Raw genomic sequence first — 15,557 nt, forward strand, 5'->3', positions numbered from 1 at the left:
GATCCACTTGGCCCGGCTTGCTGACCACGGGCTGTCGCAACACATGCAGCTTGGCGCTACACCATTGGCTTCAACTGCATTATGACTGGCGGAATGACAAGGATTTCACGGCTTCTGCGCGTCAGCGCCCTGGCTCTCGCGGGCCTGGCCACGGTCGCGCCCGCTGCCCCGCCGCGCGGCGAGCAGACGTCGGGGTCTGTCCTCTCGACTGCGCCCGTTGTGGCAGAACCGGTGCTGGGTCGTCTGCGTGTTTTCGACAACTGGGCCGTGGGCTGCGACAATCGCCTGTCCTGCAGTGCGGTATCGCTGAACCCGGAAGGGGTGGATACACCCAACCGGCTGCTGGTCCTCATCCATCGCGACGGCGGACCCCCAGGTGCCACCAGCCTGCGCGTGCTGCTGGCCGACCGGCTGCGCGACCGGGTCGATTTCATGATCGATGGCACGCGCCGTGTGCGGCAGAAGGTCGATGGCGACACGATTGCGCTGGATGGCCAGACCGCATTGGAGGTCGTGCGGTCCATGGGCTCCAGCTATGTGTTCGAGCTGTACGATCGCAACCGGACGGTCATCGGCGCCCCGTCGCTGCAAGGCGTCGCCGCGGCACTGCGCTATATGGATGAGCAGCAGGGCCGCATCGGCAGCCGTGGCGCGCTGGCCGCCATCGGTGATGGCCCGGCCGACATGGCGCGCGCCCTGCCGGCCGACCCCGTGCTGCCCAAGACGATCCCGCTCCTCGCCGAAACCGCGACGCCTGCGCTCACGCCGCAAGAGCAAGCCACGGCCCAGCGCCTGGCGCAGTGCGAGAGTGGGCTGGAGAGCAGTCGTCAGCCCGATCTCCATACACTCGATGCCGGGCATGTCCTGCTGCTGCTGCCCTGCGATGCGGGCGCATATAATGTGAGCGCCGTCCCACTGATCGCGAGCGGCGAGCCCGGCAACCGGACGATCGCCTTCGCCCCGTTCGATCATCTCCCCGGCTTCACCGGCGATGCCAGCGCCCCACCGCTGATTATGAACGCCCGCTGGAATCCTTCGCGCGGTGAGCTTTCCAGCTTCGCCAAGGGACGTGGCCTTGGCGACTGCGGCACGGCGGAGACCTACCGCTGGGATGGCACCCGCTTCCGGCTGACGGAAGCTCGCTCCATGCCGGTCTGCCGAGGCGCCTGGGAATGGCCGGTGCTGTTCTCACTGAAGGAAGAGACCGCAACGGGACGGCCGTAACCGGCCGCATGACCGCGCCTCAGCAGTAATCGTCCAGCCGGGCGTGGACCTGTTCCAGGACCTCCAGCGCAATGGCCAGCTTCTCAGGTGGAATGTCCCGCAGGATGTCCGCGCGCAGATCATTGGTGATCGCCATGATGTCTCGCGTGGCGGCCAGCCCTTTCTCGGTGATCCGGTTGTGGACCACCCGCCGGTCGACCTGGCTCTGCGCACGTTCGATCAGGCCGTCGCGTTCCAGCGTGTTGAGCATATGGGCCATGGTCGGCCCTTCGACGCCGATCAGCTGGGCCAGTTCGCGCTGGGAGAGGTCATCGCGGGCGCAGGCGAGCAGATACATTGTCTCCCACCGCGCCATGCTCTGCCCGACACTGCGGACCTTGTCATTGGCAAGCTTGCGCCAGCGCCGTGCCGCGACGACCAGCGCGCGCGTGGTCCGGAAAAAGGTGACGGTCCGCTCGTCGGGCTTGGCCCCGGCGTAGAAATTGGAGAGATGTCGCGTGGCATCCTCAATGGGAAAACCGCCAAATCGCGGAAGGCTGCGCGATGTCGCCGCGTCCTCTTCGCTGGTGGAACCCTGTGCGGACGGAGCCTTGTCGACCATCATTCTCCCTTACGTGCCGTTCCAGCAGACCTCCCGCACCTGCACCCGCTCCGTCAAGAGCGATCCGTCGGCCGGCCTGTGCGCCAAAGGGTGCCGTGCCGGACGAAACGCGCCCGGCACGGCAGGGGGATCAGAAGGACGTGCGGATGCCGGCCTTGTACATGCGCCCAACCGGGTTGAAGAGCACGTTGTTACCGCTGCCGTTCGCACCGGGGAAGTTCGGCGGATCGACATTGAACACATTGTCCACGCCGAAATAGACGCTCAACTTGTTATCGCCGCCGACCGGCACCTTCACCGTGCCCATCATGTCGACATAGGTGCGCGATGGCATGGCGTTGGTGCTGGAGCTGCTGGAGGCCGTGATTACATAGCCAGGCTGCTCGGCGCCGATGAACGCCGCGTTGTAGAAGCCCTTGTTGATCCAGCGAACATGGGTGGAGAGCGAGAACAGCTCACCCAGGTCGAGGCCCACGGTCGCGTCAACCGTCCAATCGGGGATGCCCGGAGGCGTACCGCCGCGCAGACCCGTCTGGCCGGCCCGTTCGACCGGACCAACCGCGTCCACGGTCACCAGATCGATGACATGGCTGGCCATGACGGACAGGTTCACTGCGCTGGCCGCGCCGACCGGCTGGCGATAGTTCAGCTCCATGTCGATGCCGCGGGCGTTGAGCTGGTTCACATTCTGCACAACGTCACGAACATTGGTGATGACGCCATTGGCCGCACCACCATCGCGCGTGACCAGCGAGCAGCTTAGCGTATCGCCCTGTGAGCAGCGCGTCACGATGTTCTGCTGGCCGAGCGTGCTGATCGCATCCTTGATCTTGATGTCATAATAATCGACCGACGCCCGGAAACGCCCGAGCATCCCACCGCTTGGCTGCAAGACGATGCCGGCGGTGAACGTGTCCGCCTTTTCCGGCCGCAGATTGGGGTTGGAGCCGAGCGTGATCGGCACGACCGTCTGCTGACCGCCACGCGCCGGATCGTTGAGAATGCCGGACGCGCTGGTGATCGGGCCGAACAGTTCCGAGACGTTGGGCGCGCGGATGTCGCGCGATTTGGTCACACGGAAGCGGACCGCATCGACCGGCGCCCAGACGCCACCGAGCTTCCAGGTGGTCACATTGACCGTGCTGCTCGGGAAGAAGTCGCTGGACCGCTTGTAGTGGGTCCGGCGGACGGCGCCGTTCAAGCTCAGTTCGCGGAAGAACGTCGTGTCGCGCAGGATCGGCACTTCGGCCTCACCATAAGCCTCAACCACCTGAATCTTGCCCGAGATGACCGATCCGTTGCCGGTGAAGAAGGCCAGCGCCTTGGAATTGGCGTCTGCATCGCCACTGACGCTGTCGCTGCGATATTCCGCGCCCACGGCGACGCCGAGCGGCCCGGCGGGCAGATCGAACAGCGAGCCGGTGACGTTGGCGGCGACAACATGCTGGGTGGTGATGTTGGTCTGGAAGGCATCGGCCGTAACATAGGCCTTGGCCGCCGCGAAGGTGGCGCCTTGGCCGGAGCCGAAGGGATTGAGGGCGACGCACGCAGGGTCGTTATTGGTTGTGCTGGCGTCGGCATTCACCCGGCACACCGGCGCACCGCCGGGCCCGGCCACCGCGTCGAGCGCCTTGAGGATGCGCGAGGTGATCGTGCCGCCCGTGATATCGCTGCGGAACTCGTTGCGGCCGAACTGATAATAGATGTCCGCCGACCAGTTGGGCGAAATCTCATATTTGGCGGACGCGACGGCGCGATAGACGTCATTCTTCACGACCAGCTGGCCCGGGCCAATATCCTTGAAGCCCTTGCCCAGCGTGAAGCTGGTGAGGCCATTGGCATCCATGATGGTGCGCAGGTCCAGCGCGGGATTGCTGGAGGTGGGAATGAACGGGTTGTCGCGCTGGATGGTGATGGCCGTATTGCGATATGGCACCGCGCGGTGGCGACCTTCGCCATGACCGTAGTTGAAGCCGAACTCCATGGTCAGGGCCGGCGTGGCTTCCCACGTGGCGAACGCCATGGCGTTGTAGCGCTTGGTGGGGGAGACGATCGGGAAGTCGAAATAGATGTTCTCGCCCGGCCCGTCATTGGTGCCGCCAAGCTGATAGAGGTTGTTGGCCAGCGTGCCCTGTGTGGTGCGGAACGGCGTGCCGTCGGCGCGGAAGCCGATGCCGTCGATCGCGCGGAGAGCCGGGACGAGGCGGCCGGCATAAGCCGAGCTCGGCGGCGTGGTGATACCGTTATAGGGCGCCGTCCAGGGATAGACGCCCGCCAGGATGTTGTTGGCGGGCAGGCTTGTCACGCCGGGATTGCGGCTGATGTTGATGAAGCCATTGGCGCACCAATCGCGCGACGGGCAGCTTTCTACGCCCTCCGCCTTTTCATATTCGCCGCCCACGAGCAGATGCAGCGTCTCACCGATCTGCCAACCGCCGGCCGCGCCGAACTGGGTGGTGAAATTATCGCCATATTGCGAGAAACCGACCTGGGCATTGGCCTTGTAGCCCGTGAACGCCTTGTCGATGAGCAGGTTGACGACGCCCGACACGGCGTCCGAACCGTAAACGGCCGAGGCGCCGCCCGTGACGACTTCGGCACGCTGGAGCATGATCGAGGGGATCATGTTGGTGTCGACCGTCGCCTGCGTGGTGGACGGCACGAAGCGCTTGCCGTCGACGAGGGTCAGCGTGCGCACCGCGCCCAGACCACGAAGATCAAGGATGCGACCGCCGACATAGCCGCCCGCCGCGCCCAGACCGGTCGAGGCCGGTGAGTTGGTCGCGCGGAAGGCAGGCAGTTCGTTCAGCGCATCGCCGAGATTTGTAATACCGCGTGTTTCCAGTCGTTCAGCGCCCAGAACCGCCACGGGGGTCGGCCGGTCGAAGCCGGAGGCGATGCGCGATCCGGTGACCACGATGGCCTCGTCGCTTGCATCTGCTCTATCGCTTTGGGGGGCGCTGTCCTGCGCGAAAGCAGGGAAAGCGAGGACGGTGGCGAGGGCCGCGAAACAGGCGTGCTGACGCAGCACGCGCGCAGGTCTCTTCATTGCAAAGTCTCCCAGACAATTATCGTTGTTAGGGAGCTATCTATTCATCAGATTCTGTTAGTTTGCAATCTACTTTGTCGGCGTCCGGGCGAAGGTCGATATGGTGTGGCGCAAATGCGGCAGGCTGTCTTGGGATGCTCATGAGAAAGGCGGCAAACCAAGGTCCGCCGCCCTCTCACGAAGCATCCGAGCCGTGCCCCTTATTGCTTGCCGGCCACCGAATAGGTGATCGCGGCATTGCGGGTCTTCTGGAAATCGGGAACGCTCAGGCCCTTGAAGGCGGCATAAACGTCGATATTGCCGATGCCGAGCACCGCGGCCATCTTCTCCAGCATGAAGAAGATGACGCCATAGTGGATCATGCCGATCCAGTTGCGGCTGCGGATCAGCTCCTTCTCTTCCTCGCTCAAATCCGACTCGGCAAACAGCCCTTCCTGATCCTCGACAAACCGCTTGCGGAACTCCGGCTCGATCAGGCGGTGGAGGAAGTGGTTGATGCGGAAGCCCTTGACCGCGCGGTCAATGGTGAAAGGATAGGTCCCTTCGATCGCCTCGACGCCCGCCAGCTCGCGGGACGCGCGGGCACGCAGTTGCTCATCGGTCTCGGCCGGCGGCACCGGATCGCCCAGATCCTTGAACAGCATCGTCGCGATGGCCGTCATTGACGGGAGGAAGTAGCTCTGGTGCAGTTTCTCGACCTGTTCGGAGAGCGCGCCGCGCATCAGCAGCCACATCACCACCTCGGCGCCTTCCCAGCCGCCGAGCTTGGCCAGATCCGTCACCGTCGCGTCGAGCAATGACTCCGGATCGTTGGTGAGCTTCTCCATGAACTCCATGTCCCAGGCGGTATTGTTGAACCCGCACCGCTCGCCATGGACCTGATGGGAAAGGCCACCGGTACCCGCAATCGCGACCTTGATGTCCTTGGGATAGCTCTGGATCGCGCGACGCAGCGAGCGGCCGAACTTCCAGAAGCGACGCGCCTTGGGGATCGGATGCTGAAGCACGCCACATTGCAGCGGCACAAGGCGGCAGGGCCAGCCATTCTCGTGAGGCAGCAGGACCGAAAGCGGCGAGAAGGCGCCATGGTCCAGCCCCATGCCCTGCCAGTAGGCCAGGTCGAACTCGTCGGCGACCATGCACTCGGCAATGTGCTTGGCGAGCGCGGGATCGCCCTTGATTGCGGGCAGGTCGCGCTTGCCGCCGCCTTCGTCCGCCGGCTCATACTCTTCGCCAATGCCCAGCGCGAAATGCGAGTAATGGGTGAAGAAGGAGGTCATGTGGTCGTTGTAGACATACAGGATCACATCGGGCTTCTCGTCCGCCAGCCATTGCTTGACCGGCTCGAATCCCTCGAAGATCGGCGCCCAGACGGGATCGGTCTGCTTGTTCGCATCCTTGGCGAACGCGATGGTCGGGGTGTGCGAAACGGCGAAACCGCCGATGATCCTGGCCATGGGCCTCTCCTCTTGTCTCTGCGGCGCAAGCACGGACTCGTCGCCGGTGGCGCGGAGTGTAGGTTGCACCCTATTTGTACGCAACACAAACGAAGTGGCCGAAGGGCGGCATTGGCGAGTGCCCGACCTCGTTCTCTCGTCATTCCCGCGAACGCGGGAATCCAGGGGCGCATGGGCAGTTCCGCTGGCTTCTGGATTCCCGCGTTCGCGGGAATGACGAAGGGGACTGTCTAGCGCGGCCCCGCCTCATCCATCGTCATCGCCTGCGAGGGATAAGGCGCAACCAGCCGCTGCGCCTCTTTCCATTCCGCGCGCAGCCAGCGGCCATGATCTTCAGCGTGGAGGATCACCGGCATGGTGCGCGGGTTGACCGATGCGACCAGCCGGTTCGGCTCGCAGGTCAGCAGCGCAAAACTCGCCACCTCGCTGTCCCGCCAGATGCCCGCGAACGCGAAGATCGCCGCGCCCGGCAGCGAGAAACGATGCGCGACACGCTTGCCGGTGCGCGGATCGGGCACCTGCGACCAGAGCTGGAAGCTGGTAACCGGCACCAGGCAGCGGAACTCGGTATGCCGCAGCGTACCGATCCAGAACGGGCTTTCGACATTGCGCACATGCGCGACCGGCGCGCCGCCCGTCAGCGCGGCGGCCGGCGGGGGCGGCACGCCCCATAGCCGCGGCACCAGCCGGCGCACGCCATCGCGCCCACGCACGATCACCGGCCCATAGCGCCCCGGCGTCATATAGCCTCCCGGCCACGGGTCCTCACCGGCATCCGCATGGAGCGCCGCGCCGATCTGCGCGGCACTGGCATCGAGGCGATAGAGGGACGTCATGGTCGCGCCCCACCCTTCCTGGCGCGGGACCGCGCGGTCAAGCTCTTGCGCGGTGCATCGTGATCGGGCGACAAAGACCGCATGACCGACCCAACAGCCCGCGCCCTGATCGACCGCCTCGCTCTCCAGCCGCATCCGGAAGGCGGATGGTATCGCGAGACCTGGCGGGCTGAGGCCATGCCCGGCGAACGCGCCGGGGCGACGGCGATCTACTTTCTGCTCGAGGGTGGTCAGCGTTCCCATTGGCACAAGGTGGATGCGAGCGAGACCTGGCTCTGGCACGCCGGCCACGCGCTCAGCCTCTCCACCGCGCCGGGCGACGAAGGCCCGGTCACAGCCCTGCGCCTCGGCGGCGATGTGCTGGCGGGCGAGATCCCGCAGCATGTCATCGCCCCGCACCACTGGCAGGCCGCCGAGGCCGACCGAGGCTGGGCGCTTGTCTCATGCATCGTCACGCCGGGTTTCGGCTTTGCCGGTTTCACGCTCGCGCCGCTCGACTGGGCACCGGGTTGCGCAACAGGCGATCCCTCCCCGGCTTGATCCAGCGCAAGGCGACGCGGCGCCTGCCCTGTCATTCACTCCTCATGATGAGGAGCCCTGCGCCATGAGCCACGCCGAATGACCCAATCGACCATCGCCGAAGCACCCCCGCCCGATCCGGCCCCGCTGCCCTATGACGAGATCGGCGGCACGCCGGCCGTCCGCGCGCTGGTCGAGCGCTTCTACGATCTCATGGAGCAGGACCTGCGCTTTGCCGAATTGCGGGCGATACATGCGCCCGATCTGGCGCCGATGCGGGAGTCGCTGACCGGATTCCTCACCGCCTGGCTCGGCGGCCCACGTGACTGGTTCACGCAAAAGCCCGGCGCCTGCATCATGTCCGCGCATCGCCAGATCGGCTTTGGCGATGTGGAAACCCGGCAATGGACGCAAGCGATGGCGCAGGCGCTGATCGACATCGGCGTAGAGGAAGCGCTGGCCGAGAAAATGAACGCCGCCTTCGCCCGCATGGGCAGGGCGATGCAGGGGGATTAGACCGGTTGGCTTAGGGCCGTCCTGCATCGTCGCCGCTATCGGCCCGCCTCGCAAAACCGCTTGGCGGCCGAAATGTCGTGAATGCGGTCTTCAATCACACCCCCAAAAATATCTTAGACGGAAGCGCAGACACGTCTTATAGGCCTAGCGAGTCATAAACCGGAAATAATTCCGGCATAGTGAAGCTTGCCAAGGGACCTGCGCCATCATGAGAGAATTTCACTCCTATCGCCCGGCCGAGGGCCATCGTCTGAAGCACCAGCCGGCCAACGCGATCGTCGCGCCCCGCCCGATCGGTTGGATCAGTACGGTCAGCGCCGAGGGGGTCGCGAATCTCGCTCCGTTCAGCCTGTTCAACATCGCCAGCTATCGCCCGCTGATCATCGGTTTCTCGTCCGGCGGGGAGAAGGACAGCGTCCGCAACGCGCGGGAAACCGGTGAATTCGTGTGGAATCTGGTTGGCCGCGACGTCACTGACGTGATGATCCTGACCGGGGACGAGGTGGGTCCGGAGGTCGACGAGTTCGAGATGGCGGGAATCGAGAAGATCGCCTCGATCGATGTCGCGCCGCCGCGCGTGGCGGCGAGTCCCGCCCAGTTCGAATGCAAGGTGACCGAGATCATCCACCTCAAGGATCTGGATGGCGTTCCCAGCGACTTCCGGGTGGTGTTCGGCCAGGTCGTGCACGTGCACATCAATCAGGACTGCATCCTCGACGGCATCTATCAGACCACCCATGCCGTGCCGGTGTCGCGCGGGGGCGGCCCGGCCGATTATTATGAGACGCGTGCCGATGCCCTGGTCCAAAAATGGCGGCGCGGCCCGGTCACGCCCGTCGACCGCAAGCGAGAGTTTTCCAAGTGATCTGACGGCTCAAAATGTCTGACCCGCCCCCCCGAGTCTCGACACGGACGATATGGGCGACGACATTTGAAGCGGCTGCCAGAGGTGAAACGGCGGGACTGTCGGCTTTGACCGTCAGCGGCCAGGTCTTTTGGATTTGCAGGGCGATAGGCTGGCATTGGGCTGAGAGCTGCCTGCACTATCGCCTGCAATGCTCGGACGCGCTCGGCGCGATGGAGACGCCCGACACAAGCCATGTTGCGGCAGAAGGGGGCCAATAGCGCGAACGGCATCCCTGAGATGCCGCGCCCAGCCCCCGCAGCCAGCCCTCAGTCGAGCGCCTCAATCACCGCCGCGCGCAACTCCGGCAGGCCCATGCCCTTCTCGCTCGATGTCGGGATAATCTGGGGATGGGCCGCCGGGCGCTTGCGCACTTCTGCAGCGGTTTGCTCGGTGACGATAGCGAGGTCGGTCGCCTTCACCTTGTCGGCCTTGGTCAGCACCATGCGGTAGCTCACCGCTGCTTCATCCAGCATGTCAAGCAGCGTGCGATCGACATCCTTGAGGCCGTGGCGGGCATCGACCAGCACCAGCGCGCGCTTGAGGACGGCACGACCGCGCAGGAAATCGTTCACGAGGAAGCGCCACTGCTTCACCACATCCTTGGGCGCCTTGGCATAGCCATAGCCGGGCATGTCCACGAGGCGGAAGCGCAGCGGCTCGCCCACGTCGAAGAAATTGAGCTCCTGCGTGCGCCCCGGCGTGTTGGATGTGCGCGCAAGGCCATTGCGGTTGGTCAGCGCATTGATGAGCGAGGACTTGCCGACATTGGAGCGCCCGGCGAAGGCGACCTCCGGCACATCCGCTGGCGGCAGGAAGTTCAGCCCCGGCGCGGATTTGAGGAAGCTGATCGGCCCGGAAAAGATCCGGCGGGCCTCCTCGATGCGGGCGGCGGTGTCGTCGTCAATATCGCTGTGCGGGTTGTGATCCATGCCGCTCCCCTAGCGCCTTAACCTGCAAGCGTCACCTGAAAGGCGCGGCCCTCTCACTGGCAGACAACGCGAAAGGCAGCTGGACCCCGGGTCAAGCCCGGGGTGACGAGGAAGGACAGACAAAGATCATCAGCGGTAGCGTAAGTGACATGGCCCGCGCTTGCCCTTACCTCAACGTCACCCCGGGCCTGACCCGGGGTCCAGCTGCTTCCTTCATCGACGCCTCAGCTCCGCCTCAGCCCTTCGCCGTATCCGCTGCCGGCTGCCCCAGCACGGGATGCTGGCGATACAGCCACCACTGCTGCGCGATAGTGAGGATGTTGGACGTGCACCAGTAGATCAGCAGGCCGGCCGCGAACGGCGCCATGATGAACATCATCATCCAGGGCATCAGCGAGAAGATCTGCTTCTGCACATCGTCCATCGGCGCCGGGTTCAGCTTGAACTGCAGCCACATGGTGATGCCGAGGATCACCGCCAGCACGCCGATGCCGAGGAACGAGGGCGGCGTGAACGGCAGCAGGCCGAACAGGTTGAGGATGTGCGCCGGATCGGGCGCAGAAAGATCCTTGATCCACAGGTAGAAGGGCTGGTGGCGCATATCCACCGTCAGCATCAGCACCTTGTAGAGCGCGAAGAAGATGGGGATCTGCAGGAAGATCGGCAGACAGCCCGCGAGCGGATTGACCTTCTCCGTCTTGTACAGCGCCATGATCTCCTGCTGCATCTTGGGCTTGTCGTTCTTGTAGCGCTCCTGCAGCGCCTTCATCTTCGGCTGGATGGCGCGCATCGCCGCCATGCTGGCGAACTGCCGCTGGGCGACCGGGAACATCAGGCCACGCACGATGAAGGTGAGGCAGATGATCGCCACGCCGAAATTGCCGATGTGGCGGAACAGCCAGTCTAGCAGATAGAAGATCGGCTTCTCGAACCAGCGGAACCAGCCCCAGTCGATCGCGCGGTCGAACAGCGCGATGCCCTGCTGGTCCATGTAGCGGTCGAGCACCGGGGTTTCCTTGGCGCCGACGAACAGCCGGCTCGTCGTGCTGAGCGAAGTGCCGGGCTGGACGACGGCCGGCGCATAGGTCAGGTCGGCCTGATAGCGATCGCTCGCGCCCTTGCGGAACTGCGCATCGACCGGCAGCGTCTGCGCCGGGATGAGCGCGGCATGCCAGTAGAGATCGGTAAAGCCCAGCCAGCCGCCGGTGGTGGAGAAGCGCTTGTCGCCATCCTTGTCCAGCTTGTCGAAGCCGATGTCATAATTGGCCGATCCGTTGAACACGCCCATCGGGCCGGTGTGGATCGTCCAGGTCGACTTGTCCTTGCTGTGGCCGGTGCGCGAGAGCAGGCCATAGTTGCGGACGGCGATGGCATTGCCGCCCGCATTCTCGACCGTCTGCGCGACGGTGAGCAGATAATCCTCGTCGATCGACAGGCGGATGAGGAAGGTCTGCCCCGCGCCATTGCTCCAGCGCAGCGTCACCGGAGTCTGCGGGGTCAGCTTGGTGCCGTCCGCCGTCCACACTGTGTTGGCATCCGGCACGCGCACGCCTTCGCCGCTCCAGCCGAAGCTCGCGAAATAGGCGTCCGCCGTGCCGCTTGGCGCGAGCAGGCGGACCGGCGGCGATTTTTCATCCACCGTCTGGCGATGCGTCGGCAGCACGACATCATCGATGCGGGCGCCGCGCAGGTTGATGGAGCCGCGCAGCTTGGGCGTCTCGATGACAACGCGCTGGCTTTCGCCCAGCACGGCCTCGATCGGGCGAATCGCCTGCGCGCCTTCGGCCAGCGGCCCACCGCGCACATTGGGCGCCGCGCCCTGCTGCTTCGCCTGCTGCTCGGCCCGCTCGATCGGCTGGGCCGATGGCGGGAAGAAATAATTGCTGATGACCGGCCAGCCAAAGAGAATAGCAATGGTCAGCACCACGGCGAGAAGGATGTTGCGCTTGTCGTCCACGTCTCTTTGGCTTCCGTCTCTTTGTCAGCTCATGTCAGGGGATTCGGCGTCAGGGCACCGGATCATGGCCGCAGCCGCCCCATGGGTGGCAGCGCAATAGCCGCTTCAACGCCAGCCAGCCACCCCTTATCGCCCCATATTTCCGCAGGGCCTCGATGGCATATTGGGAGCAGCTCGGCGAATAGCGGCAGGAGGGCGGCAGAATCCGGCTCGGTCCGATCTGCCAGAAGCGCGCAACGAGGATGAGAAGGCGCACCATCACGGGGCGGAGTGGTCGAGTATGCGGCGACGCCATGGTCTTCCAGACTGGACCACCGTGCTCCTGCGAAGGCAGGAGCCCAGGGCGGCAAGGGCAGCCGGTTGGGCCCTGGGCTCCTGCCTGCGCAGGAGCACGGGTTGTGCGGGGCCAAGGCGACAATCCCTGATCGACATCATGCGGGCGGCTCGTTGCGCGGGGCAGGGTCATTGTGCGGCGCCGGGGGCGTCACCCTCTTGCTCCCACCGGAGCCGCGACCGCCGCGACCCCGTCCGCCTTCGCGCGGCGGGGCACCCTTGCCGCTGGCGATGCGCCGCAGCGCTTTCTCAAGCTCGGCGGCCAGCGAGGCATAATCGCGCTCCACGCCGCCCTCGCGGCCGATGAGCACATGATCGGCGCCGGCTATGGCGTGAACAGGCAGAATTTCGCGCGCAAGCGCACGAAAACGGCGCTTCATCCGGTTCCGGATGACAGCGCCGCCGATCTTTTTGGTGACGGTAATGCCGAGGCGGGCCGTGGGATCACCATCGGCCCGATCGCGCACCAGCAGCACGAAGCCTGGCATGGGTGCGCGCTGGCCGCGATTGGCGGCCAGATAGTCGGCGCGGCGGGTCATGCGACCCACGACGCGCCGCAGCGCGCCGTCCGCGCCGGGCTCGATCAGGCGGTCAGCTTCTTGCGGCCGCGGGCGCGGCGCGCGTTCAGCAGCTTGCGGCCGGCTGCCGTCGCCATGCGCAGGCGGAAACCGTGGCGGCGCTTGCGAACAAGGTTGCTCGGCTGAAAGGTGCGCTTCATCGTTCATTCCTCAAAATCGAATCAGGTTCTGCAGACTCGACAAAAATGGCCGCCTCGCCCCGATCCGGGAGGAGCGGCCGTCTGTCCGAAGGCGCGCGGATAGGCAAAGCGGGCTTATTTGTCAATCAGCGGGACGGAAAAGGACGCAGCCCTGCGCTGCTCTCTTAGGCGGGCCGCGCGGCTACCTGCAAGGGAATGAATAGCCACGCGCGCCTCATTCAGAAACGGTGGAAACGAAGCGGGAACATCGCTACACCCGCCTCATGATCGCGCATTTGAAAGGCCTGCTTGTCTCCACCGGACTGGATAGTGCCGTCATCGATGTCGGTGGCGTGGGCTATCTCGTCGGCATGTCCTCGCGCAGCCTGTCCGCGCTGGGCAGCGTCGGCGGGGCCGTCACCGTGCATACCGAGATGCTGGTGGGCGAGGAGTTCATCCGGCTGGTCGGCTTCGCGAGCGAGGCGGAGCGCGACTGGTTCCGCCTGCTCACCGGCGTGCAGGGCGTGGGCGCCCGCGTGGCGCTGGCCATTCTCTCCGCGCTGGAACCGAGCGACCTGCACCGTGCTATCGCAGCGCAGGACAAGGCGATGGTCGCCCGCGCCAATGGCGTCGGCCCCAAGCTCGCCGAACGGATCGTGCGCGAGCTGAAAGACAAGGTCGGCGCCATCGCGACCGGATCGTTCGCCATCGGGCTGGATGCGAGCGGCGCGGCGATCCCGGCCGCGACGGGCGTGCAGGCCGATGCTCTCTCCGCACTCGCCTCGCTGGGCTTCAAGCCGGGCGAAGCGAGCATCGCTGTCAGCGCCGCGCTGGACGAGCTGGGCGAAAGCGCCTCTCTGGATGCTCTGGTCCGCCTCGCGCTGCGAAAGGCTGCCAAGTGACGGGCTGGTCAACGCGCGCTAGGGTGCCGGGCTGATGGCAAGCTCCCCCCTTCTCACCGCCGGTCGCACGCCTGAAGACATGGATGCTGCGCTGCGCCCCAAGACGCTGGACGATTTCGTCGGGCAGAAGGGCGCGCGCGAGAATCTGCGGATCTTCATCAACGCCGCCCGCGCACGCGGCGAAGCGCTCGATCATGTGCTGTTCTTCGGCCCGCCGGGCCTGGGCAAGACGACGCTGGCGCAGATCGTCGCGCGGGAGATGGGCGTGGGGTTCCGTGCCACGTCCGGTCCGGTCATCGCCAAGGCGGGCGATCTCGCCGCGCTGCTTACCAATCTCGATGAAGGCGACGTGCTGTTCATCGACGAGATTCACCGGCTCAATCCGGCGGTGGAGGAAATCCTCTACCCGGCCATGGAGGACCGCGCGCTCGACATCATGATCGGGGAAGGCCCCTCGGCCCGCTCGGTGCGGATCGATCTGCCCTCTTTCACGCTGGTCGGCGCGACGACGCGGCAGGGCATGCTGGCCACGCCGTTGCGTGACCGGTTCGGCATCCCCGTGCGGCTCAACTTCTATACCGTGGATGAGCTGGAGCACGTCATCACCCGCGCAGCGCGGCTGCTCGACCTGCCGATCGCTCCCGATGGCGCAACCGAAATTGCGCGCCGTGCCCGTGGCACACCGCGTATCGCCGGGCGGCTGCTGCGGCGGGTACGCGATTTCGCCCATGCCGCGGGGCATGATGTCGTCGATGCCGCCGCCGCCGATGCCGCACTGACCCGGCTGGAGGTCGACCAGCTCGGCCTCGACCTGATGGATCGCCGCTACCTGCGGATGATCGCCGACATTTATAAAGGCGGCCCGGTCGGCGCCGAGACGCTGGCCGCTGGCCTCTCCGAGCCGCGCGACACCATCGAGGATGTCATCGAGCCCTATCTGCTCCAGCTCGGCATCATCGCGCGAACCGCCCGTGGCCGCATCCTGAATGCGCCGGGCTGGAAGCATCTCGGCCTCAATCCGCCAGAGGGCAGCCAGGACGGTTTGTTCGACTGAGGCGACGAGCGGCAAGCGATCCTCCCCGGTCCCGTGCGATAGAACGAAGATCTGCTGCGTTCTGACGCTTGAAAAGGCTTCCCGCCGCGAGTCGCGTCGGTTAGGACTGGTCGCCCATGCCTTCGCAAATCGCCCTTCATCCCGCTTCGGGACAGTTTGAGAACGGAGAACACCGCTTCCCCGTGCGCGTCTATTTCGAGGACACCGACCTTTCCGGCGTCGTCTATCACGCCAATTATCTGCGCTATATGGAGCGCGCCCGCTCGGACATGCTGCGCCAGCTCGGTATCGATCAGCGCGCGGCGCAGGAATCCGGCGAGGGCGTGTATGCGGTGACGGACATTGCGCTGCGCTACCGCGCGCCGGCCCGTCTGGACGATGATCTCACCGTGCGCAGCCAGCTGACGCAACTCGGCGCGGCGCGCTGCGTTATAGCCCAGTCGGTCTGGCGCGAGGACACGGAACTGACCCGAGGCAGCGTCACCGTGGCCTTCCTCGACAGCACCGGTCGCCCGCGCCGTCAGCCGGCTGACTGGATCAATCGCTTCAGCCGGCTCGCGCCGATTCCTTCCTGAC

At 65.4% G+C, this 15,557-nt stretch carries 16 protein-coding genes; 7 read left to right on the top strand and 9 right to left on the bottom strand.

What is annotated here, in order from left to right; genetic code table 11:
- Positions 1-93: 93 nt before the first annotated feature.
- Positions 94-1,224: a DUF1176 domain-containing protein gene (locus tag M2333_RS10765; RefSeq protein ID WP_264611745.1), complete on the top strand. Its 1,131-nt coding sequence runs from the start codon at positions 94-96 to the stop codon at positions 1,222-1,224.
- 19 nt (positions 1,225-1,243) lie between these two features.
- On the opposite strand, the gene M2333_RS10770 is transcribed toward M2333_RS10765, so the two are convergent.
- The 4 genes from M2333_RS10770 to M2333_RS10785 form a co-directional block, all read right to left on the bottom strand.
- Positions 1,244-1,825 (bottom strand): MarR family winged helix-turn-helix transcriptional regulator, encoded by a 582-nt coding sequence (locus M2333_RS10770; RefSeq protein ID WP_264576568.1) that lies wholly within the window; start codon positions 1,823-1,825, stop codon positions 1,244-1,246.
- A gap of 130 nt (positions 1,826-1,955) precedes the next feature.
- Positions 1,956-4,874 carry a TonB-dependent receptor domain-containing protein gene (locus tag M2333_RS10775; protein WP_264611746.1) on the bottom strand — a complete coding sequence of 973 codons (2,919 nt, stop codon included), beginning with the start codon at positions 4,872-4,874 and terminating at the stop codon, positions 1,956-1,958.
- 200 nt (positions 4,875-5,074) lie between these two features.
- Positions 5,075-6,331: a gallate dioxygenase gene (locus M2333_RS10780; protein WP_264611747.1), complete on the bottom strand. Its 1,257-nt coding sequence runs from the start codon at positions 6,329-6,331 to the stop codon at positions 5,075-5,077.
- A gap of 230 nt (positions 6,332-6,561) precedes the next feature.
- Entirely contained in the window at positions 6,562-7,167 is a 606-nt protein-coding gene (locus tag M2333_RS10785) for an SOS response-associated peptidase (RefSeq protein WP_264611748.1), read from the bottom strand.
- A gap of 81 nt (positions 7,168-7,248) precedes the next feature.
- Between M2333_RS10785 and M2333_RS10790 the strand changes: the two genes are divergently transcribed.
- The 3 genes from M2333_RS10790 (at position 7,249) to M2333_RS10800 (ending at position 9,067) form a co-directional block, all read left to right on the top strand.
- The gene (locus tag M2333_RS10790; RefSeq protein WP_264611749.1) at positions 7,249-7,707 is read left to right on the top strand and encodes a cupin domain-containing protein; all 459 of its coding nucleotides are present in this window, start codon (positions 7,249-7,251) and stop codon (positions 7,705-7,707) included.
- A gap of 78 nt (positions 7,708-7,785) precedes the next feature.
- Positions 7,786-8,202, top strand: a complete 417-nt coding sequence (locus M2333_RS10795; RefSeq protein WP_264611750.1) for a group II truncated hemoglobin — start codon at positions 7,786-7,788, stop codon at positions 8,200-8,202.
- 208 nt (positions 8,203-8,410) lie between these two features.
- Positions 8,411-9,067 carry a flavin reductase family protein gene (locus M2333_RS10800; protein WP_264574429.1) on the top strand — a complete coding sequence of 219 codons (657 nt, stop codon included), beginning with the start codon at positions 8,411-8,413 and terminating at the stop codon, positions 9,065-9,067.
- A 308-nt stretch (positions 9,068-9,375) separates the two neighbouring features.
- Here the strand turns inward: M2333_RS10800 and yihA are convergent, their stop codons facing one another.
- From yihA to rpmH, 5 genes are all read right to left on the bottom strand, one after another.
- The gene (gene yihA, locus M2333_RS10805; RefSeq protein WP_264611751.1) at positions 9,376-10,038 is read right to left on the bottom strand and encodes a ribosome biogenesis GTP-binding protein YihA/YsxC; all 663 of its coding nucleotides are present in this window, start codon (positions 10,036-10,038) and stop codon (positions 9,376-9,378) included.
- Between the two features lie 235 nt (positions 10,039-10,273).
- Positions 10,274-11,995, bottom strand: a complete 1,722-nt coding sequence (yidC, locus tag M2333_RS10810; protein ID WP_264611752.1) for a membrane protein insertase YidC — start codon at positions 11,993-11,995, stop codon at positions 10,274-10,276.
- A 49-nt stretch (positions 11,996-12,044) separates the two neighbouring features.
- The gene (gene yidD, locus M2333_RS10815) at positions 12,045-12,257 is read right to left on the bottom strand and encodes a membrane protein insertion efficiency factor YidD (RefSeq protein ID WP_264611753.1); all 213 of its coding nucleotides are present in this window, start codon (positions 12,255-12,257) and stop codon (positions 12,045-12,047) included.
- Between the two features lie 169 nt (positions 12,258-12,426).
- Positions 12,427-12,867: a ribonuclease P protein component gene (gene rnpA, locus M2333_RS10820; protein ID WP_264612608.1), complete on the bottom strand. Its 441-nt coding sequence runs from the start codon at positions 12,865-12,867 to the stop codon at positions 12,427-12,429.
- Positions 12,868-12,911: 44 nt separating this feature from the next.
- Positions 12,912-13,046: a 50S ribosomal protein L34 gene (gene rpmH / locus M2333_RS10825; protein WP_014074358.1), complete on the bottom strand. Its 135-nt coding sequence runs from the start codon at positions 13,044-13,046 to the stop codon at positions 12,912-12,914.
- 263 nt (positions 13,047-13,309) lie between these two features.
- On the opposite strand from rpmH, the gene ruvA reads away from it, so the two are divergent.
- The 3 genes from ruvA (at position 13,310) to ybgC (ending at position 15,556) form a co-directional block, all read left to right on the top strand.
- On the top strand, positions 13,310-13,927 hold the full coding sequence (gene ruvA / locus M2333_RS10830; RefSeq protein WP_264579981.1) for a Holliday junction branch migration protein RuvA: 618 nt from the start codon (positions 13,310-13,312) through the stop codon (positions 13,925-13,927).
- Between the two features lie 34 nt (positions 13,928-13,961).
- Positions 13,962-14,981, top strand: a complete 1,020-nt coding sequence (gene ruvB / locus M2333_RS10835; protein ID WP_181558688.1) for a Holliday junction branch migration DNA helicase RuvB — start codon at positions 13,962-13,964, stop codon at positions 14,979-14,981.
- A gap of 116 nt (positions 14,982-15,097) precedes the next feature.
- Positions 15,098-15,556: a tol-pal system-associated acyl-CoA thioesterase gene (gene ybgC / locus M2333_RS10840; RefSeq protein ID WP_264611754.1), complete on the top strand. Its 459-nt coding sequence runs from the start codon at positions 15,098-15,100 to the stop codon at positions 15,554-15,556.
- Position 15,557 lies beyond the last annotated feature (1 nt).

This window comes from Sphingobium sp. B11D3B (assembly GCF_025961735.1).
Taxonomy (GTDB): domain Bacteria; phylum Pseudomonadota; class Alphaproteobacteria; order Sphingomonadales; family Sphingomonadaceae; genus Sphingobium.

What these genes read in the sequence shown, in the direction of transcription:
- M2333_RS10765 (WP_264611745.1), top strand. Translation starts at nt 94, where the DNA reads ATGACAAGGATTTCACGGCTTCTGCGCGTCAGCGCCCTGGCTCTCGCG.
- M2333_RS10770 (WP_264576568.1), bottom strand. Translation starts at nt 1,825, where the DNA reads ATGGTCGACAAGGCTCCGTCCGCACAGGGTTCCACCAGCGAAGAGGAC.
- M2333_RS10775 (WP_264611746.1), bottom strand. Translation starts at nt 4,874, where the DNA reads ATGAAGAGACCTGCGCGCGTGCTGCGTCAGCACGCCTGTTTCGCGGCC.
- M2333_RS10780 (WP_264611747.1), bottom strand. Translation starts at nt 6,331, where the DNA reads ATGGCCAGGATCATCGGCGGTTTCGCCGTTTCGCACACCCCGACCATC.
- M2333_RS10785 (WP_264611748.1), bottom strand. Translation starts at nt 7,167, where the DNA reads ATGACGTCCCTCTATCGCCTCGATGCCAGTGCCGCGCAGATCGGCGCG.
- M2333_RS10790 (WP_264611749.1), top strand. Translation starts at nt 7,249, where the DNA reads ATGACCGACCCAACAGCCCGCGCCCTGATCGACCGCCTCGCTCTCCAG.
- M2333_RS10795 (WP_264611750.1), top strand. Translation starts at nt 7,786, where the DNA reads ATGACCCAATCGACCATCGCCGAAGCACCCCCGCCCGATCCGGCCCCG.
- M2333_RS10800 (WP_264574429.1), top strand. Translation starts at nt 8,411, where the DNA reads ATGAGAGAATTTCACTCCTATCGCCCGGCCGAGGGCCATCGTCTGAAG.
- yihA (WP_264611751.1), bottom strand. Translation starts at nt 10,038, where the DNA reads ATGGATCACAACCCGCACAGCGATATTGACGACGACACCGCCGCCCGC.
- rnpA (WP_264612608.1), bottom strand. Translation starts at nt 12,867, where the DNA reads ATGACCCGCCGCGCCGACTATCTGGCCGCCAATCGCGGCCAGCGCGCA.
- rpmH (WP_014074358.1), bottom strand. Translation starts at nt 13,046, where the DNA reads ATGAAGCGCACCTTTCAGCCGAGCAACCTTGTTCGCAAGCGCCGCCAC.
- ruvA (WP_264579981.1), top strand. Translation starts at nt 13,310, where the DNA reads ATGATCGCGCATTTGAAAGGCCTGCTTGTCTCCACCGGACTGGATAGT.
- ruvB (WP_181558688.1), top strand. Translation starts at nt 13,962, where the DNA reads ATGGCAAGCTCCCCCCTTCTCACCGCCGGTCGCACGCCTGAAGACATG.
- ybgC (WP_264611754.1), top strand. Translation starts at nt 15,098, where the DNA reads ATGCCTTCGCAAATCGCCCTTCATCCCGCTTCGGGACAGTTTGAGAAC.